Origin of the sequence: Arthrobacter pullicola (genome assembly GCF_014836875.1) — a bacterium.
Lineage (GTDB): Bacteria > Actinomycetota > Actinomycetes > Actinomycetales > Micrococcaceae > Arthrobacter_B > Arthrobacter_B pullicola.
Window position 1 is genome coordinate 204670 of sequence record NZ_JACSQC010000007.1, and the last position, 18471, is coordinate 223140.

17 protein-coding genes and 1 pseudogene are annotated in these 18471 nt (G+C 66.9%); 6 read left to right on the plus strand and 12 right to left on the minus strand.

Going from position 1 to position 18471, the window contains the following annotated elements; translation table 11 throughout:
- Positions 1-7 precede the first annotated feature (7 nt).
- The 7 genes from H9638_RS14750 to H9638_RS14780 all read right to left on the minus strand — a co-directional run bounded on the left by H9638_RS14750 (position 8) and on the right by H9638_RS14780 (position 7900).
- Positions 8-1288, minus strand: a complete 1281-nt coding sequence (locus tag H9638_RS14750) for an HRDC domain-containing protein (protein WP_191748621.1) — start codon at positions 1286-1288, stop codon at positions 8-10.
- A gap of 56 nt (positions 1289-1344) precedes the next feature.
- Positions 1345-1971 carry a DUF3000 domain-containing protein gene (locus tag H9638_RS14755; RefSeq protein WP_191748692.1) on the minus strand — a complete coding sequence of 209 codons (627 nt, stop codon included), beginning with the start codon at positions 1969-1971 and terminating at the stop codon, positions 1345-1347.
- A 121-nt stretch (positions 1972-2092) separates the two neighbouring features.
- A complete protein-coding gene (locus H9638_RS14760) occupies positions 2093-3157 on the minus strand; it encodes a threonine aldolase family protein (RefSeq protein ID WP_318241898.1) in 1065 nt (354 codons plus the stop codon).
- Positions 3158-3201: 44 nt separating this feature from the next.
- The gene (locus H9638_RS14765; RefSeq protein WP_191748622.1) at positions 3202-3936 is read right to left on the minus strand and encodes an SDR family NAD(P)-dependent oxidoreductase; all 735 of its coding nucleotides are present in this window, start codon (positions 3934-3936) and stop codon (positions 3202-3204) included.
- Complete coding sequence (locus tag H9638_RS14770) at positions 3933-5309, minus strand: DUF6421 family protein (RefSeq protein WP_191748624.1); 1377 nt, start codon at positions 5307-5309, stop codon at positions 3933-3935. Before H9638_RS14770 ends, H9638_RS14765 begins: the two co-directional genes overlap by 4 nt.
- Positions 5310-5415: 106 nt before the next feature.
- Entirely contained in the window at positions 5416-6237 is an 822-nt protein-coding gene (locus H9638_RS14775; protein ID WP_191748626.1) for an ABC transporter permease, read from the minus strand.
- Positions 6238-6271: 34 nt separating this feature from the next.
- Entirely contained in the window at positions 6272-7900 is a 1629-nt protein-coding gene (locus tag H9638_RS14780) for a peptide chain release factor 3 (protein ID WP_191748628.1), read from the minus strand.
- 240 nt (positions 7901-8140) lie between these two features.
- Here H9638_RS14780 and H9638_RS14785 point away from each other — a divergent pair, with 240 nt between their 5' ends.
- A complete protein-coding gene (locus H9638_RS14785; RefSeq protein WP_191748630.1) occupies positions 8141-8401 on the plus strand; it encodes a hypothetical protein in 261 nt (86 codons plus the stop codon).
- A 91-nt stretch (positions 8402-8492) separates the two neighbouring features.
- Positions 8493-9644 carry an acetyl-CoA C-acetyltransferase gene (locus H9638_RS14790; protein WP_191748632.1) on the plus strand — a complete coding sequence of 384 codons (1152 nt, stop codon included), beginning with the start codon at positions 8493-8495 and terminating at the stop codon, positions 9642-9644.
- Positions 9645-9658: 14 nt separating this feature from the next.
- Here H9638_RS14790 and H9638_RS14795 read toward each other — a convergent pair whose 3' ends face one another.
- The 5 genes from H9638_RS14795 to H9638_RS14815 form a co-directional block, all read right to left on the minus strand.
- Positions 9659-12688, minus strand: coding sequence for an alpha-mannosidase (locus H9638_RS14795; RefSeq protein WP_191748634.1), 3030 nt, complete (start codon positions 12686-12688; stop codon positions 9659-9661).
- A 48-nt stretch (positions 12689-12736) separates the two neighbouring features.
- Entirely contained in the window at positions 12737-13186 is a 450-nt protein-coding gene (locus tag H9638_RS14800; protein ID WP_191748636.1) for a ribosomal maturation YjgA family protein, read from the minus strand.
- Between the two features lie 75 nt (positions 13187-13261).
- Positions 13262-13585 carry a ferritin family protein gene (locus tag H9638_RS14805; protein WP_191748638.1) on the minus strand — a complete coding sequence of 108 codons (324 nt, stop codon included), beginning with the start codon at positions 13583-13585 and terminating at the stop codon, positions 13262-13264.
- Between the two features lie 159 nt (positions 13586-13744).
- Positions 13745-14233 carry a peptide-methionine (R)-S-oxide reductase MsrB gene (msrB, locus tag H9638_RS14810; protein ID WP_191748696.1) on the minus strand — a complete coding sequence of 163 codons (489 nt, stop codon included), beginning with the start codon at positions 14231-14233 and terminating at the stop codon, positions 13745-13747.
- Between the two features lie 76 nt (positions 14234-14309).
- Positions 14310-14801 carry a hypothetical protein gene (locus H9638_RS14815; protein WP_191748640.1) on the minus strand — a complete coding sequence of 164 codons (492 nt, stop codon included), beginning with the start codon at positions 14799-14801 and terminating at the stop codon, positions 14310-14312.
- Between the two features lie 94 nt (positions 14802-14895).
- On the opposite strand from H9638_RS14815, the gene H9638_RS14820 reads away from it, so the two are divergent.
- The 4 genes and pseudogenes from H9638_RS14820 to H9638_RS14835 form a co-directional block, all read left to right on the plus strand.
- A complete protein-coding gene (locus H9638_RS14820; protein WP_191748642.1) occupies positions 14896-16149 on the plus strand; it encodes an alpha/beta hydrolase in 1254 nt (417 codons plus the stop codon).
- Between the two features lie 104 nt (positions 16150-16253).
- On the plus strand, positions 16254-16637 hold the full coding sequence (locus tag H9638_RS14825; protein ID WP_191748644.1) for a DUF1304 domain-containing protein: 384 nt from the start codon (positions 16254-16256) through the stop codon (positions 16635-16637).
- 160 nt (positions 16638-16797) lie between these two features.
- On the plus strand, positions 16798-17532 hold the full coding sequence (locus H9638_RS14830) for a hypothetical protein (protein ID WP_191748646.1): 735 nt from the start codon (positions 16798-16800) through the stop codon (positions 17530-17532).
- 505 nt (positions 17533-18037) lie between these two features.
- Positions 18038-18471 (plus strand): annotated as a pseudogene (locus H9638_RS14835) (hypothetical protein); the annotation flags it as partial.

Genomic DNA, 18471 nt, shown 5'->3' on the forward strand with positions numbered 1-18471 from the left:
GGGTCAGTTAGTCCTTTTCCTTCTCCACCAGCGGGTCCGGATCCAGGAACGCAACCGTCAGCACGGCAGCGGTTTGCTCGATCTGCCATTCCCGGGCACCCAGGTCCCGCAGCGCTGCGCTGATGGTGTCCAGATTGATCTCGGCCGGCGGCCGCCACGCCACCCGGCGCAGGTGGTCGGGGGTCAGCAGATTTTCCACCGGCAGGTTCAACCGTTCGGCCAGCGCGGCCAGCCGCGGCTTGGCCGTCTGCAGGCGCGCAGCAGCGGCGGGATCGTTCCGGGCCCAGACGCGAGGGGGCGGCGGGGCATGGGTGGGTACATGCAGCGCCGGCAGGTCCTTGGTCTCCCGGGCAGCGGCGATGCAGCGCAGCCAGCGCGGGGCTTCGCGCTGAGCGGCGCGGCCGTGGAAGCCGGGGGTGCCCAGCAGCTGGGGGACCGTGTTGGGCATGGCCCGGGCGGCAGCGACAATCGCGGAATCCGGGATGAGGCGGCCGGGGGCGGTGTCGCGGCGCTCGGCCAGCTGCTCACGTTCCAGCCACAGCTCACGCACGGCCGCCAGCTGCCGGCGGTCACGCAGCTGATGCATGCCGGAGGTCCGGCGCCACGGGTCGGTCCGCGGCGGAGCCGGCTCCGCGGTGCGGATCGCTTCAAACTCCTCCTCGGCGAAGGCCAGCTTGCCGTCGGCTTCGAGCAGTTTGACGAGCTCTTCGCGCAGTTCGGCCAGGACTTCGACGTCGAGGGCGGCGTACCGCAGCCAGGGCTCCGGCAGGGGACGCGTGGACCAGTCCGCTGCGGAGTGTTCCTTGGCGAGGCTGAAGCCCAGCAGCTGTTCGATGACGGCGGCGAGCCCAACCCGCGGCAGCCCGGCGATCCGGGCGGCAAGTTCGGTGTCGAAAAGCTTGTCCGGCCACATTCCCAGCTCTGACAGGCAGGGCAGGTCCTGGGTGGCGGCGTGCAGGATCCATTCCACGCCGTGCAGGGCCTCATTGATGATGCTGAGGTCGCGCAGCGGTTCAGGGTCAATCAGCCAGGTGCCGGCCCCTTCGCGGCGGATCTGCACCAGGAAGGCACGCTGGCCGTAGCGGAAACCGGAGGCCCGTTCAGCGTCTACGCCTGCCGGACCGGTTCCCGCTGCCAGGGCCCGGGCCGCCCGTTCGAGCCCTGCCGGGGTGTCGATGACCAGCGGCACACCGTCCCGCGGAGTCTCGAGCACGGTAAGGGGGGCAGCTGCCTCAGGCTCGTCTGCGGGCGATTCGGAAAGGGCGTTGCCGGAAGTTTGCGCGGTCATAAGGCTTCCAGTCTATCGAGTGCAGCGGGGTGGTCCCGTCTCCGGGGCCGCTGGAGCTAGTTAAGGCGGCGGCGCGGAAGCGGGGAAACGCCGTCGGGAAGCGGTGGAAGCCCTGCAAAAGTGCACACCATATCGGACCAGGCTTCCAGGTGTGACTGCACATCGGCGCCGTCCGGGGTCCAGGAAGCGCGCAGCTCGATGTCGATGGCGTCGCTGCGCCCGGCCAGGGTGCCGTAGCTCTCGGAAAGGATCCGGGTCGCCGTGCCGCCGGCGGAGGAGTACCGGGCGCCGTGTTCCTGCAGGGCGTCCACCAGCCAGGTCCAGGCAACCGAGCCGAGCATCTGGTCGTTCCCCATGTCGGGTTCGAGCTCTGCACGGATGTAGGTGACGATCCGGAAGTTGCCGTTCCAGACCGGACTGGCCTCGGGATCGTAAAGCAGGATGAACCGGCCGGTGGCCAGCTCCTGGCTCTCGGGCAGTACCGGACCGACCGGTCCGTGGAACGTTCCGTCAACCGGCTGCGGACCGGAACACACGACGTCGGCGGCCAGTGACACGGCGAAAGGTGCCAGCCGGGTCGGGGCTGGAATTTCCTCCAGCCGCACCTCCGGCCGGCCCTTAGCTCGGCGCAGCGCCCCTAGGGCTGTCAGGAATTCCGGGGGCACCTGTGACAGGTCACCAATTGCACTCACCCTCGAAGGTTACGGCGGGCCCCGCACCCTTCAGCGCAGGCTCGCCGAAGCGTCCCATTCGTTACGGGAAACAGCTTACGTACCGCTGCTGCCCGGCCGACAGTGCAGGGGCTCAGCGGGCGGCAGAAACCTCTGAAGCGATCGCCGCGGCGAACGCATCCACGTCTGCCTCAGTGGTGTCGAACGTGCACATCCAGCGCACCTCGCCAGTGGCTAGATCCCAGTCATAGAAGCGGAAGCTGTCCCGGAGCTTATCCGCCACTCCGGCCGGCAGTGTGGCGAACACGGCGTTGGATTCGGTGGCCTGGGTCAGGGTGACGCCGTCGATCTTCTCCACTGCGGCACGCAGCCGGGCTGCCATGGCGTTGGCCGTGGAGGCCGAGCGCAGCCAGAGGTCGGTGCCGTACAGGGCGATGAACTGGGCGGAGACGAACCGCATTTTGGAGGCCAGCTGCATGTTCATCTTGCGCAGGTAGTCCAGTCCCGGCGCTGCGTCCGGATTCAGGGCGACGATGCATTCGCCGTACATCATGCCGTTCTTGGTTCCGCCCAGGGAGAGGATGTCGACGCCGGCGTCGGCGGTGATGGCACGCAGGGGGACGCCCAGGGCCGCCGCGGCGTTGCCCAGGCGGGCGCCGTCCATGTGCAGTTTCATGCCGCGGGCGTGGATGTGCTCGGAGATCGCCTGGATTTCCTCCACCGTGTAGAGCGTTCCCAGCTCAGTGGACTGGGTGATGGAAACAGCCAGCGGCTGGGCGCGGTGCTCGTCGCCCCAGCCCCAGGCTTCGCGGTCGATCAGTTCGGGGGTGAGTTTGCCGTCCGGGGTGGGGACGTTCAGCAGCTTCATTCCGCCGACGCGCTCGGGAGCACCGTTTTCGTCGACGTTGATGTGGGCGGTGGAGGCGCAGATGACGGCACCCCAGCGGGGCAGCAGGGACTGCAGGCTGATGACGTTCGCGCCGGTGCCGTTGAAGACCGGGAAAGCCCGCATGCGGTTGCCGAAGTGTCCGGTGAGGACGTCCCGCAGTTTCTCCGTGTAGGCGTCCTCTCCGTAGGCCACCTGGTGGCCGAGGTTGGCCGCGGTCATGGCGTCGAGGATCTCGGGATGGACGCCGGAGTAGTTATCTGAAGCGAAGGCGCGGAGGGCAGGGTCATGCAGGGAAGTGGTTTCAGTCACGGGTGTCAGTATTCCTCACGAAGGTGCGGGGCCGGAAATGGCCCTTAGACGTAGTCAGAGGGCAGCAGGCTGATCCGCCTGCCGTTGAGCGGGGCAGCGGGGGTGCTGAAGAGCCGGACGGCTGCCTGGCCCAGCTCGGAAACGTCGGTGAAGTCCGGAAACTTCCGTTCCGGCTGGGCGGCACGCATGGCATCGTCCACCAGGGCCTTGACCACGAACACGACGGCGGCGGCGTCGGTTCCGCTGAACCCGGCCGCGATGGACTGGACCCACGTTTCGGCCGCGGCTTTGGCGGCGGCATATCCGGCGTTGCCGGGTGTGGGCGAGTCGAGGGAGGTGGAGGAAACAATCGCCAGCCGTCCGCGCGGGGAGGCTGCCAGCTGTTCGTAGAAGCTGCGGCTGACGTTGCGCAGGGTGGTGAGGATGTTGGTCTGCAGGAAGTCCCAGTCCGCATCTCTCTGATCCAGCAGGGATGCGCCGCCGCGCCAGCCGCCGACCAGGTGAATCAGGCCGTCGACGCCGCCGTGCGTTTCCTGCAGGTCCGAGGCAAGGTTCGCCACGTCACCGGGCCGGCTGAGGTCGCAGGTGCGCAGCTCGGCCTGCGGAACGGAGGCCAGGGCCGCCTCCAGCCTGGCGGCATTCGAGCCGACGGCCACCACTTTGGCCCCGCCGGCCGCCAGCGCTTCGCTCACGGCGGTGCCGGAGGCCGAGGATGCCCCGGCGACGAGGACGGTAAGGCCCTGGAGAGCGGTTGTTTCCTCTGCCCCGGCTGCGGTCATAGCGTGCTGCTCCCTGTGATTCCGGCGGTGGATTCGATCACCGGCGCCATCTTTTTCGACAGCGCTTCGTAGAACATGGACAGCGGGAATTCGTCGTCGAGCACTTGATCCGTGAGGGCGCGCGGCGGGCCGTCCAGCGGCAGGGCATCCGGCCCCTTGGCCCAGCGCGAAGCCGGGTTGGGAGTCAGCGTTCCTGAGACTAGATCGTAGGCGGCCAGCCAGTGCGCTGTCTTGGGCCGGTCGATGGAACGCCAGTACAGTTCCTCGATTTCCTCGCCCAGGCGGACGACGACGGCGGGAGCCTCCTCCCAGTCGATGCTCAGCTTTCCGTCGGTCCAGTGCAGTACCCGGTGCTGGTGCATCCAGGCGAAGAGCAGCTGCCCGCCCAGGCCGTCGTAGTTGCGCACCCGCGAACCGGTGATGGCGAACCGGAAGATCCGGTCGAAGATCACCGCGTACTGCACCAGCTGCGCGGTGCGGCGCGCCCGGGGGTCGGCGTCGTCGTCGTGCTGGATCCTGACCGACTCGCGGAACGCAGTCAGGTCGCAGCGCAGCTCCTCGAGGGAGTAGAGGAAGTACGGCATGCGCTGCTTGATCATAAAGGGGTCGAAGGGCAGGTCTCCGCGCATGTGGGTGCGGTCATGGATGAGGTCCCACATCACGAAGGTCTCCTCGGTCAGGGCCTGGTTGTCCAAAAACTCGGCGGCGCCGTCGGGGAGCTCCAGCGACGTGATCTCCGCAGCGGCACGCAGCACCCGGCGGAAGCGGGCGGCTTCCCGGTCGGCGAAGATGGCGCCCCAGGTGAAGGCGGGCGTCTCCCGGACGGCCACGGTTTCCGGGAACAGGACGGCGGAGTTGGTGTCATAGCCGGGCGTGAAGGCGCGGAAGCGGATCGGTACAAAGAGTTTGTTGGAGTAGTCCCCGGCTTCCAGGCCGGCGATGAACTCGGGCCAGATGACCTCCACGATCACGGCTTCGAGCAGGCGGGAACGGGACCCGTTCTGCGTGTACATCGGGAAAACGACCAGGTGCAGCAGCCCATCGGTGCGGTCCAGCTGCGGCGCGAACGCCAGCAGGGAATCCAGGAAGTCCGGAACGCCCAGCCCTGATTCGAGCCAGCGGTCCAGATCACGTACCGCAAGGTTGAGGTATTCGGCGTCGTGCGCGAAAGCGGGAGCGAGTTCCAGCACGGCATCCCGGACAGTTTCCAGCAGTGGTTCGGCAGCGCCGCGGTGTTCTGCGGGGACGGATCCGTCCTGCTCCTGCAGCTGCGCGAACGCTGTCGCCGCGCTCTTCAGCCGCTGCCAAGCCGCGGAATCCTCCGGAGCCGGTGCAAGCTGGCTGGCGGGAGAATGCAGCGTTGTTGAGGACATGGCAGAGACCTTCCGGTAGCAGGATCCCCCAGCGGGAAGCTGATCTCACCAGCGTAGCCACGTGTCACCGGAACTTAGGCTCAAAGTCGTTTGAGATTAGGAACCGTTATGCTCGGCTGGCCCGGGCGGGTCTTTTCAACCAGTGCGTCTTCCGCTCCGCCGCGCCGGATCCACGGGCGGCAGGAGCTTGGGGCCGCCACCAGCCGTGCGTGCAGCCGAAGAGCACGACGGCGATGGCCAGGGCTTCGACAGCAAGGAGGGCCACCAGGACCAGGAGCTGCACCAAAGCGGCGTCGACCGGGGAGGCGCCGCCGAGGATCAGGCCCACAAAAGCGCCCGGGAGCGTCACCAGGCCCACGGTCCGGGTCTGATCCAGGGCCGGAATCAGGGCCTCGCCGGCCACCGGGCGGAGGATCAGCATGCGTGCCTCCGGGTCCGGAAAGCCCAGTGCCAGGGCGGCCTCAACTTCCCCGGAGCGCTGCTGGAGTTCCCCCAGCAGACGGCGGCCCGCCAGAGTGGACGCTGTCATGGCGCCGCCGATCAGCTGGCCGGCCACGGCAATCAGTGCCAGGGCGGATAGCGGCAGGACCCCGCTGGCGAGCATCAGGCCAAGGACCGGCAGTACGCCGGCAGCAATCGGCACGGCCATCAGCAGTCCGCGGCGTCCAGTGGTGACGCGGCGTCCGGCCGTGAAGGACGCGACGGAAAACATCAGCAGCACAAATGCCGCGGCGGCTGCCGGGTGCCCGGCCAGCTGGCTGATGAGCAGGGCGACTACCGCAAGCTGCAGCACCGCCCGGGCGCCGGCAGCCAGTACGGCCCACGGCGACCGGGCCAGGAGCAGGGCCGAGACCAGGCCCGCGGTCAGGAGCAGGACCGCCAGCAGCAGCCACGCCGCGGGGCCAATGCTCAGCAGAGTCGAATCCACGGCGGCGGGTGCCTTACTAGGCAGCCCCGGCTGCCTAGTAGCCCCGGCTGTTAGGGGACTCGGTGCCGATCACGGCCAGCGGGACCTCCGGATGGTTCTTTTCGACCCGGCGCAGCGCCCAGATGTCGTTGAACACCGCCACGTAGGCGCCATCGGTGCGGACCAGCACCTCAGCTCCGTGCACATTGTTCAGTTTTTCCGCCGCCGAGGCATCGGTGAGCCGCGCCAGCGAGTAGGAGAGCTGCTCGTAGCGCATCGGGGCGTTGAAGTCCTGCGTCATCCGGTCCTCAACCACTTCGAACTGCATCGGGCCGACGGCGGCCAGCACCGGTGCCTGATCGCCGCGCCGGTCCGAGCGCAGCACCTGGATGATGCCCTCGTGCTCGAGCTGGTCGATCCCGCGGCGGAACTGCTTGTACCGGCTGGGGTCCTGGGACCGGGCCACCCGGAAATGCTCGGGGCTGAAGAAGGGGATCGGCGGGTACTGCACCGGCTCCTCAACGTAGAGGCTGTCACCAACGCGCAAGGCAGAGGCATTGACCAGCCCGACGACGTCGCCCGGGTACGCCTGGTCAATCACCTCACGTTCGCGGCCGAACAGGTGCTGGGCGTACTTGGTGGCGAACGTTTTGCCGGTGTTCGAGTGGGTGACCACCATGCCGCGTTCGAAGATGCCGGAGCAGACCCGGATGAATGCCACGTGGTCCCGGTGGGCCTTGTTCATGCCGGCCTGGACCTTGAAGACGAAGCCGGAGAAGGGTGCCTCCACGGGGCGCTGGTTTCCGGCGTCGTCCACGCGGGGGCCGGCGGGCGGAGCGAGGTCCACCAGGGTGTCCAGGATCTGCTTGACGCCGAAGTTCAGCGCTGCGGAGGAGAAGAGGATGGGGGTGGCTTTGGCATCCAGGTAGGCCTGGCGGTCGAATTCGCGGCCGTCGATGACCAGCTCCGCTTCGCCGAGGGATTCGTCCCAGGCATCGCCTTCGGCGGCCGCTGCCTCCTCGGTGCTGAAGTGCTCTTCCAGCGCCAGGGAAGCGCCGGAGTTCTGCCGCGTGAAGCGGACGTATTCGTCCTTGGTCCGGTCCCAGACGCCGCGGAAATCGCCGGCGATGCCCACCGCCCAGGTCAGCGGCATGGGGGTCAGGCCCGTGCGTTCGGTGATTTCGTCCATCAGGGCCAGGGGATCAAGGCCGGGCCGGTCCCATTTGTTGATCACGGTGATGATCGGCAGGTTCCGGGCACGGCAGACCTCAAAGAGCTTCATGGTCTGGGTTTCCAGGCCCTTGGCCGCGTCAACGAGCATCACGGCGCAGTCGACGGCGGCCAGGACGCGGTAGGTGTCCTCGGAGAAGTCGGCGTGGCCGGGGGTGTCCAGCAGGTTGATGACGGTGTCCCGGTAGGCGAACTGCAGTGCGGTGGAGCTGATGGAGATGCCGCGGTCCTTCTCCATCTGCATCCAGTCGGAGACCGTTTCCCGGCGGTTTTCCTTGCCGTTGGTGGCACCGGCCGTACCGATAACGCGGGCGTGCAGTGCCAGCGCCTCGGTGAGCGTGGACTTGCCGGCGTCAGGGTGGGAGATCACTGCGAAGGTCCGCCGGCGGGCGGCTTCCTTGACGATCTCCTTGGTGGCGGTGGCGCTGACGGTGGTGGAAACCTGTTGGGACACTCCGCTGCTTTCAGACTCTGAGGTTGGTACTGCTTAGGGGGACTGCTGGTTGCCCTGCAGCCGGCTGTGCTGAACACAGCCTTTTCATTCTACCGTCAGTCGCGGATCCCATTGCCGGGCGGGCCACGGGGTCCGTGAATCCCTCCCGTGCCCGGTGTGCGTGCCTGGCCCGCGGCGTATAAAGGAGGAACGACGAACCGGACCGGGCAGCCAGCCTGCCCGGGGATGGAGTTCCCTGCCGTGGCACTTACTGCGATCGAAGAACACTGGAACCTGCCGGATCTGGCCCTTTCCGTGAAGGCGTTGCCCGCGGACCGGGCCGATCCCAGCATCGCCTTCGACGAGATGGGCGAAAACAAGGCCCGTCTCGAAGATCTCGGCGCAGGCAGGCTCGAGTTCATGGCGGCGCAAGGGGTGGACCTGCAGGTCCTTTCCCTGGCACCCCCGGGAACTCAACCGCTCGATCCTGCGGACGCCGTGAAGAATCGGCTCCACCGGTAACCTGACAGCGACGGGACCACCGGTGGCGGGGCTGGCCTAGTCTGTGAGGTACGGCACCCGGCCGTCTTCCCCAGACGAAAGGTTTTCCCGCATGGCTGAAGCCTTCATCATCGACGCAGTCCGCACGCCGGTGGGCCGGCGCAACGGCGGTCTGGCCGGAGTGCACCCGGCCGATCTGGCCGCTGCGGTGATCGGCGAAACCGTTCGGCGCACCGGCATTGACTCGGCAGAGTTCGACGAGGTCATTCTCGGCTCTATTGACCAGGTGGGTCCGCAGTCCATGGATATCGCCAGGACCGCGTGGCTGGCTGCCGGGCTGTCCGAACGGGTGCCGGGAACCACCGTGGAACGCCAGTGCGGCTCCGGCCAGCAGGCGATTTCCTACGCGGCGCAGGCCGTGATGAGCGGGACCTCGGACCTGGTGGTGGCTGGCGGGGTGCAGAACATGTCCGCCGTGCCCATCGGGTACGCCAACACGGCGGCCGCAGAGCTGGGGTTCCCCAATCCGTTCGCCGGGTCTGCCGGCTGGGAAGCGCGGTACGGAACGCAGCCAATCTCCCAGTTCATTGGCGCGGAGATGATGGTGGACCGGTGGGGCCTCTCCAGGAACGAACTGGAGGACTTCGCCGTCGAATCCCACACCCGGGCGCTCGCCGCCCAGGCCGAGGGCCGCTTCGACCGGGAAATCCTTCCCGTGGCCGGCCTCAGTGCTGATGAAGGGCCCCGGACCCCGGATCGGGCCAAGATCGAATCCCTGGCGCCGCTGCGGGAAGGCGGAAAACTTACGGCCGCGACGTCGTCGCAGATTTCCGACGCCGCCGCTGTCCTGCTGCTCGCGTCGGAGGACGCGGTGCGCCGGTACGGGCTGCGGCCCCGGGCGCGGATCCACTCCATCACCGCCCGCGGGGACGATCCGGTGATGATGCTCAGTGCCCCGATCGAAGCCACCCGGCACGCGCTGAAACGCACCGGAATGTCACTGGTGGACATGGACCGAATTGAAATCAACGAGGCCTTTGCATCTGTAGTTCTGGCCTGGCAGCGCGAACTCGACGCCGATCTGTCCCGGGTCAACGTCAACGGCGGCGGAATTGCGCTGGGCCATCCCATCGGCGCCACCGGTGCCCGGCTCATGACCACACTGCTGCATGAACTGGAGCGGACCGGCGGGCGCTACGGGCTGCAGACCATGTGCGAGGGCGGCGGCCAGGCCAACGTCACCATCATCGAACGGCTTGGCTGAGGGCTGGGGCTCTATCAACTCCGCCGGAACCGCAGGGTAAGAATTTCCAACGGGCGCAGGAGCAGTTCAACTGTGCCGTCGCTGCTGCCCTCGTCTCCCGGAACCCGCAGGGCGCCGGACTCCACCGTGCGTTCCAGCAGATCCGTTGCGGTTACCGCGGCATAACCGAACCCGGGCGTGAGCCGGGCAGCCGCCCGCCCGCCGAAGGCCTCATAGAGCCGGACGACGACGTCGCCGCTGCGGTCCTCGGCCAGCTTGATTGCCTCGATCACCACCGCCGGATTGTCCACGGCCAGCAGCGGGGCGGCTTCGGCGGTCTGGACACCGGACACAGTGCGCAGCGGCAGGTTCAGCCGGTATCCCTCGGCCACCGCCTCGGGGATCCCGGCGTCCGGACGCAGGGAGAACCGGAACCGGTGGGCGCCCTGGTCAGTGCCTGGATCCGGGAAAACCGGGGCGCGCAGCAGCGAGAGCCGGACCGTGGTGCAGGTCCGGCCGTCCGCTTCGCTGCGGACCGTGTCATGCCCGTAGGTACGGTCATTGGCCAGAGCGACGCCGAATCCGGGCTCGCAGACGTGAATCCAGCGGTGCGCCACCGTTTCAAAGCGCGCTGCGTCCCAGGAAGTGTTGGCATGGGTGGGACGGTACAGGTGTCCGAATTGGATCTCCGACGCCGCGCGGTCGGCGTGCAGGTCCAGGGGAAAAGCGAGCTTCAGCAGCTTCTGCCGCTCGTGCCAATCCACGTCCACGGTCAGATCCACCGCCGTGCCGTCCGGGCTGAGCGAGATCCGCTGAACCAGTGTCGAGGAGCCGAAGGACCGCTCGATGCGCAGCGTCCGGCCGCCGGCCTCCGGCGCCATCGAGTCGGGCAGCATCAGGGCACTGGTGTTGAACCGGTAATGCGCGTCCAGGTCCCAGGCGTCCCACTGGTTTGGGGTGTCGCGGAAGAGCTGGAACTGGTTTCCGGGCCGGCCCGGCGGAAACACCTCGCGGCCGGCGGCAAGCAATGAGGTAAACAGTCCGGACTCGTCCACTGTGAGCCGAAGGCTGGGGCCCGTCAGCTGCCAGCCGGATTCGGTGCGTTTCCAGCTGGCGGAGAAGGCTGCTGCAGCCGCCGCGGCCGCACCTCCTGCGGGCACGCCCTGCTGTGGATACGGGCCGGCGTTCAGCACAACCGTGGTGCTGCCGCTGCCCAACAGGGCCCGGGCGGCGTCGTCGATCAGTGCCTCCAGCTCCGCCGCCACCCGGGCGTAGTTGCGCTCTGCTTCCTGATGCACCCAGGCAATGGAGGTGCCGGGCAGGATGTCGTGGAACTGCTGGAGCAGGACGGTATGCCACGCCTGCTCCAGTGCCTCGTAGGGGTACGGGGTGCCGGTCCGCACCGCGGACGTCGCAGCCCACAGTTCCGCCTCCCGCAGCAGATGCTCGCAGCGCCGGTTGCCTCTTTTGGTGTTGGCCTGGCTGGTGTAGGTGCCGCGGTGGAACTCCAAGTAGAGTTCCCCGGACCATACCGGGGGCTCGGCCAGCTCCGCTTCGGCCGCGGTGAAGAAGCGCTCCGGGCTGGAGAGCCGGACCGTGGGCGAACCTTCCAGGTCCGCTGTGCGTTCCGCCGCGGCGAGCATCTCCCGGGTGGGGCCTCCGCCGCCGTCGCCCCAGCCAAACGGGACCAGGGAGGTGTTCCCGAAGCCCTTCTCCGCGTACTGGCGCTGTGCCCTGGCCAGTTCCTGCCCGGAAAGCTCGGAGTTGTACGTGTCCACCGGCGGGAAGTGTGTGAACAGGCGGGTGCCGTCAATGCCCTCCCACAGGAACGTGGAGTGCGGCATGGTGTTGGTTTCGTTCCAGGAGATCTTCTGCGTCAGGAACCAGCGGGCGCCGGCGGCCCGGGCGATCTGCGGCAGCGCGGCCGAGTAACCGAAGGAGTCCGGCAGCCAGACCACCTCCGGATCGACGTCGAACTCTTCCTGGAAAAAGCGCTTTCCGGCCACGAACTGACGGGCCAGGGCCTCTCCGCCGGGCAGATTGGTGTCCGATTCCACCCACATCCCGCCCGTGGGCACGAACTGCCCGCTGCGCACCTTTTCTGCGACCCGGGAAAACAGCTCCGGATAGTGCTCCTTCAGCCAGGCGTACTGCTGGGCCGAGGAGGCTGTGAAGACAAAGTCCGGGTTCTTGTCCATCAGTTCAAGGACGTTGGCGAAGGTCCGGGCCACCTTCCGTACGGTTTCCCGGACCGGCCACAGCCAGGCACTGTCGATATGGGCGTGCCCGACGGCGTGGATCCGGTGCGCGCTCGCGTACGCCGGGCTCTCCAGCACGGCGGCGAGCGCGGCACGTCCGGCACTGGCCGTGCCGGGAATGTTGACGGGGTCAACGGCATTGACCGCGCGTTCCATGGCGCGCAGGATCTGGTACCGGCGGGGCAGGTCCATCGGCAGTTCGTGCATCAGCCCATTCAGCGTCCAGAAGTCCCGGGCCAGGTTCCAGGCCGGCACATCCAGCAGGGCAAGATCCGCTGCGCGGAAGACGTACAGGGGGGCTTCTCCCGCCGTCGTCCGGTCGCCCAGCGGCGTCGGCGCGAAAGTGAAGCCTGCAATGACGTTCGGGTTGGAAGCGGCCTCAATGTAGTAGGTGAAGGCCTCGCCGGGACGGTGGGGGAGCGGAACGCTCAGGTTCCGCGGTTCCACCGCTTTCACGATTAACCCATCGGCCGTGTACACGAGTCCCTCGGCCTGAAACCCCGGGCCTTCGCCGTCGAAACCCAGATCGATCACCAGTTCTGTCCGGACTCCGTCGCCCACATCCCAGTCCACCGGAACCGTCCCGCTGACCCGGAACCAGGTGGTGTCCCACGGTGCGCCCCACTGCTGGCCCGCTGTGAACGGGAGGAACTCCCCGCGCACAGCCTCCTCGAAGGGCACCGGTTCGCCGGGTGCCGTCCACGCAGTGATTTCCAGCGGCCGCCGGTCCCGCCACTGCGCCGGCTCGAGCCGTTCGCGCAGGAACCGGGTGATGCGGGCTTCAACAAGTTCACGGTTCTCGTGCACCTGACACCTAACCTTTCATGGCACTGAGGAAGGCTGCTGCAAGGAATCTTAGGTGTGGACGCTGACCTTCCGCCGGGCCAGCCGGCTCAAATGCCGATCCGAAAGGCAGACGGCAGCGGCACCCACAGCGTACGCGGGGAGGTCCCAGGCGTTGAAGGTGCTGCCCAGCACCAGATGCAGCGGCGGCCAGGCTTCACCCAGCCGGGCCGGCCAGCCGGTGAGCTGGAACAGTTCCACCAGCGTGCACAGCACGACGGCGGCACCGGCCAAGTGCACCGGCCGGACCCGGAGGGGCCACAGCACCAGGGAAGCAAGGGCAAACAGCAGGTACACCAGCACGGCATACAGGATGCCCCCGGCGGCGTCGCCCGCCATTCCGGGCAGCCCGCGGACAGCCAGTCCGCAGGCTACGACGGCGGCAGCCGCGGTTCCCAGCGCCAGGGCACGGCGGGAAGCGGGCCAGGCATGGCGGGCAGGGCGAGCGGAAGTGTCAGGCATACCAGGATCCTAGACGCTGGGCTGGGTGCCGCCGTTAGCGGATGCCGCTGCTGGAGGCCCAGCTCCCCGGATGGGTTATTCGTCTCCGGCCGCTGCCGCTTCCGAGGCCTCGCCGTGTTCCACGATGTCCCCCTCCGTGAAGAGGATGCCGCCGGCAATAGCACGCCACTGCGGGGTTTTTCGGAGCAGGAACTCCAGTTCCATGGAAAAGTGCTTGAACTCCTCGCCCAGGGAATCCTTCATGATGCTCCGGGATTCCTCATCAGGTTCCACCGCAATGCGCTGGACGTACCAGCCGATCGCTTCGGCTTCTTCACTGAGGCTGGCGCACATCCGGGCGAAGGTCCGGATCTCCGGCGGGAGCTCCGACGGCGGCTCGTGATACTGGTCTGTTCCCATTGGGTCTCCCATGGTGGGCCCGGGACGGCGCCGGCACGGCAAAGCCCGCCGTACGCTGAACCGGAAACGTAAATGGACCGGATAATCGAGCGTACGGCGGGCTTTGGGGGCAGACAATGGCCGGTGGGTATCTGCCCGGCCTGCAGGGGGAGGCGCCGCTTACTGCCGGGCGCGGCCGTCGTCGTCCTGTGTGTCATCCTTCGGCACCAGCCGGATGGACACCGAGTTGATGCAGAACCGCTGGTCCGTGGGGGTGTTGAAGCCTTCGCCCTCGAAAAGGTGCCCCATGTGCGAATCGCAGTTGGCACACCGCACCTCAATGCGGTCCATTCCCATGCTTCGGTCGTGCAGGTAGCGGACAGTGCCCTCCGCCAGGGGAGCGAAGAAGGATGGCCAGCCGCAGTGCGAATCGAACTTCTCATTGCTGGTGAACAGTTCCGCTCCGCAGGCCCGGCATTCGTAGACACCTTCGGTCTTGGTATCCCAGTACTCGCCGGTGTACGGCCGTTCGGTTCCGGCCTGGCGCAGTACCTGGTATTCCATCGGCGTCAGTTCAGTGCGCCACTCTTCATCGGATTTCTGGACCGGCAGCTGCGCCCCGGTGCTGCCCTTAATATTCTCGTCCTTGATGTTTCCGCCCGTGGTCATGCCGTCCATGTTGATCCTCTATCTGCGTCTAGTACTTATCTTCGCCAACGCTCAGGGGCCGTGAATAATGCCCGTTCTAGGAGTCGCCGATGAAACCGGACCCGGAGTACAGATGCAGCACCGGCACGCCGAGCCTGTCCTGCGCCTCGTTTGCCCAGTCAGTGCGGAACGTGTCTTCGATGGCGTGCGGCGTGGTGATGACCACCACCTGCTGGGCGTCAGCTCGCTGCGCCTCCTCGACCACCGCTTCGACCGGATTTTCACCGGTCACCCGGCCATCGGCGTCGAACCCCAGGCCGCGCAGCAGATCGAGGGATTCGGCGAGTTCCTGTTCCGCGGCTTTGACCTCCTGCTTGGCGGACGGATGCGGGCCTACGACGTTCCGGTAGGCGGCGGCAAAGTCCAGCAGGCTCAGGTTGTCCAGGACGTCCACCAGCATGTTCCGGCCCGGGTCGGCGGGTACCAGAACCTGGAAACGGACCGGATTGTTTTCCGCCAGGTATCCGAGGTTTCGTGCGTCGGCTTCGTTCAGGACTTCTTCGGTCAGCACCACGATCGTCGCGTTCATGCGGCAAGCCTAACGGCAGCTCAGGGACGGGGAAAGAACCGCCGGTGACATGGGATTTTCCCTGCTTGGAGCCAACGTCAGTCACAATGTAGGCATGCTTCTCTCTTCTTCCGAGGTGCCCGAAGAAACCGCCGCAACCCTGACCGCTCCGTGGGTCAAATGGACGGCCTTCGGTGCGGGCGTGGGTGCTGCAGCTTCCACGGCTGTGCTGGCAGCGACGTCGGGACTCGCGGTCTACTTCGCCCGGCAGATCGTGACTCCCCGCCAGGGGCGGGACGCCAACCTGGAAATCCTCGCCGTGATCGATTCCCCGCACGGATTGCAGGTCATCCTGCCGGCAAATGAAGACACCACTGTTGAGGGCACGTACGGCCTCTATTTCGACGGCGGCGCCGGGTATGCGCGGATCGGGGCGATCCGTTCCTACGTGCCGCGGGAGGGAACAGTGCAGCGCGACGTCGAACATGTCTACTCCGGGGACCTGGCCAAGGCCGTTCGCGGCTGGTGGTCCGGCACGGTCCATCCCACGCCGTCGGACGCCGGCTTCCCGCAGGAAAACGTGGAGATCGACGTCGAAAACGGAACGGCCCCGGCCTGGCTGGTGCGGTCCTTGGACGGATCGGACACCTGGGCAATCATGGTGCACGGCAGGGGAGCCCAGCGCACTGAAACGATCCGCGGCCTCGGAGCCGCCCGCCGCGCCGGGATGACCAGCCTGCTCATCTCCTACCGCAACGACGGCGAGGCCCCGTACGCCTCCGACGGCAGGTATGGCCTGGGCCTGACGGAATGGCACGACGTCGAGGCAGCCATCCGCTATGCGCTCGCCAATGGCGCGCGCGACGTCGTGCTCTTTGGCTGGTCCATGGGCGGGGCCATTGCGCTGCAGACCGCGGACAAGTCCGCGCTGAGCCGGCATATCCGTGCCCTGGTGCTGGACGGTCCGGTGGTGAACTGGGTGGAGGTGCTGGCACATCATGCCCGGCTGAACCGGATTCCGGCGCAGGTTGGCAGGCTCGGGCAGTGGCTGATTTCCAATGCGGCCGGACGTGCCCTCACCGGGCTCGCGGCTCCGCTGGACCTCAAGAGTATGGACTGGGTTTCCCGGGCGGAGGAGATCCGGACTCCCGTGCTGATCGTGCACAGCGAACGGGACGAGTTTGTACCCGTTGGTCCGTCTGCGGATTTGGCCGAGAAAAATCCTGAGCTCGTGACCTTTGTCCGGTTCCCGCAGGGCGGGCACACCCGCGAGTACAACGTGGATCCCGACCGTTGGGAAGACACCGTAGCCGGCTGGCTGGATACCGCACTGGGGAGGACTCGGAGGCCCGCCGAGCACAGGGGGTAGCTGTCTGCCTGTGCAAGTGGGAGCATCAAGGAAGGCCCCCACGGCCCCGGAACGTTCCGGGCGCTCGCGGTGGGACCCAGGCCCATGGCACGCAGGGAGGACCCATGCTCGTTGCAGCTTCGGTTTTCGCACTTATCGCAGCCGCCATCCACGTTTATATCTTTGTGCTCGAATCGATCCGGTGGATGGCGCCCTCGACCAGGGAACTGTTCGGGATTTCTTCTGACGAGCAGGCGAACCACACCCGGCCACTCGCCTACAACCAGGGCTTCTACAACCTGTATCTCGCCACCGGTACGGTTGTTGGGGTCATCCTCCTGGCGCTGGACAACGTGGTTGTCGGGGCAACCCTGATTGTGTTTGCCGGCGCCTCCATGGTGCTTGCAGGTCTGGTGCTCCTCCTCAAGGACTCACGAATGCTGCGCCCGGCCCTGATCCAGGCTGTGCCGCCCCTGCTGGCCCTGGTGTTCGTTATTGCCGGGATTTGATGGGTGATGGCCGGTGGGGAGTACCGGACGCAGCTACCCCTTGGGAACTGCCAGCGACTGCGGGCGGAGGGCGCGCCGTCGTCGTTCTGACACTGTGCTAGGTTGCCCTGATTGGGGCGGAGTGTCCCGGACGCGGTAACAGCCGGCGAGAGGTCAGGGCATGCTGGGCACAGGAACAGCGGGAGACACGCTGGGTCAGGAAATTACGAAAGCCGGGTACGCGGATAGATCCGCAGGCATGTGGCTGATGCGGGCGGCTGGAGCGGGCGCACTTTACTCCCTGTTTCTCGAACTGAGCGGCAATGCCGGATTCCGTCCGCCCTGGGAAACCCTGGACCTGACATGGATCCCGGCAGGGCCTTACCTCCAGTTGCTCGTCCCGGCCGGACTCATTCTTGGCGCCTACCTTATGACCGCCAGGGTTGAGACGAAGCTCGGTATCCGCCAGCAGCGCGGCGCGCTCGCCGTTTTGGTCTTTGCTGCCCTGTTTCTGCCGCTTGGCGGTGTCTTCGCTGCCACTTACGGGGTGTCTCTTCTGGCTCTGTCCGTGCGTACCCGGGAGACCCTGACAGTGGTGACCGGGGTTATGGCATTGGTTGCTTGGATAGCCGTGTCCTTCCTGTCGTCTCCAGTTCCGGGGGACCACGAGCCGGACCTGTTTTCTAACTTGTCCGGCCCCGGAGTGCTGGCCCTGATGGCTGCCACCCTCTTCATCGCGGCCTCCAAGGTGAACCCCGGGCGATGGCAGGACGCTGTGGGGTTGGAAGCGGGAGGAATGGCTCAGGAGCCGGGGCCTGTGGCTGGTCCGGGGGCTGGGCCAGGGGCGGGTTCCGGGGCCGGGGGCGGTGACTGGAACCGGGGCGGGTCCGGGTCCGGGACCGGGGAAGGACGGTAAGGGAGTCTGAAAGGGGGCCTGGGCTGGAGCTGGAGGCGTGCCTGTGGCCGGAAACGGGTCCGGGGGAGAACGGTAAGGGCTTCGAAGGGGCCGGGCTGGGAAGCGTGCCTGTGGCCGGAAACGGGTCCGGGGTTCGTGGAGTGCTGGCGGTAGGACGGATGCCTGGTTCAGACACTCTCCTGGTAACAAGTCTTGGCGCTGGGGTTCGGCCTGATCGGGTGGAGAACACTTGGGTCCTGCGTGGAACGGCACGGGTACCTGGTCCAGGCTGTATGAAAGGGGTTCCGTCGGGAGGGAAAAACGAGTAGGCAGGCCAGTAAATGACGTCTGTTACGGTCACGCCGAGACTAATATACTCGAACACATGTTCGAATCATTCTTGCGAGACCTAACTGGGCAAGAGCCCAGGCTCGTGCCTCTACAAGGTCCTCGTAGAGGTACGGCGATGGCCCGTGTGGGCGGACATAAGACGGTCCCAGCATGGACTCTTGCGAAGCATCCGCAGGTGGCCGCTGTGCGTACCCCGATGCGGACCACAGCATCAGCGGCCGGTGCGGCCGGCTCCCACGGTGCCCACGTTGCCCAGGGCGCCCAAGGTTCCCAAGGCTCCCACGGCACCCACGGCACCCTCGACGCTCCGCAAGCTTCTTCACCCGCCGGCGCAGAAGACACCGCCGATCCTGCAGGTACCGCCAGGCTGTACGAGTGGCTCGCCGCGCTCGCGGATGCCGAGCTCCCGCACTCTGACACCGCGTTGATCGATCACATCCGTGCTTTGGAAGAACTCAAATCTGCCTGTGCCGCAGTGCAGGCTCGTGCGGCTGCTGCGTTTGATGCTTCCCAGCGGCAGGCACAGGCCCGTGCCGGGATCCCGCCGGCCCAGCTCGGGCGCGGTATCGGAGCGCAGATCGCACTGGCCCGGCGGGACTCACCCCACCG

Excerpts from the sequence above, each read along its gene's own strand:
- H9638_RS14765 (WP_191748622.1), bottom strand. The coding sequence starts at position 3,936 with ATGACCGCAGCCGGGGCAGAGGAAACAACCGCTCTCCAGGGCCTTACC.
- H9638_RS14830 (WP_191748646.1), top strand. The coding sequence starts at position 16,798 with ATGCTGGGCACAGGAACAGCGGGAGACACGCTGGGTCAGGAAATTACG.
- H9638_RS14815 (WP_191748640.1), bottom strand. The coding sequence starts at position 14,801 with ATGAACGCGACGATCGTGGTGCTGACCGAAGAAGTCCTGAACGAAGCC.
- H9638_RS14800 (WP_191748636.1), bottom strand. The coding sequence starts at position 13,186 with ATGCCTGACACTTCCGCTCGCCCTGCCCGCCATGCCTGGCCCGCTTCC.
- H9638_RS14770 (WP_191748624.1), bottom strand. The coding sequence starts at position 5,309 with ATGTCCTCAACAACGCTGCATTCTCCCGCCAGCCAGCTTGCACCGGCT.
- msrB (WP_191748696.1), bottom strand. The coding sequence starts at position 14,233 with ATGACCACGGGCGGAAACATCAAGGACGAGAATATTAAGGGCAGCACC.
- H9638_RS14750 (WP_191748621.1), bottom strand. The coding sequence starts at position 1,288 with ATGACCGCGCAAACTTCCGGCAACGCCCTTTCCGAATCGCCCGCAGAC.
- H9638_RS14805 (WP_191748638.1), bottom strand. The coding sequence starts at position 13,585 with ATGGGAACAGACCAGTATCACGAGCCGCCGTCGGAGCTCCCGCCGGAG.
- H9638_RS14825 (WP_191748644.1), top strand. The coding sequence starts at position 16,254 with ATGCTCGTTGCAGCTTCGGTTTTCGCACTTATCGCAGCCGCCATCCAC.
- H9638_RS14790 (WP_191748632.1), top strand. The coding sequence starts at position 8,493 with ATGGCTGAAGCCTTCATCATCGACGCAGTCCGCACGCCGGTGGGCCGG.
- H9638_RS14820 (WP_191748642.1), top strand. The coding sequence starts at position 14,896 with ATGCTTCTCTCTTCTTCCGAGGTGCCCGAAGAAACCGCCGCAACCCTG.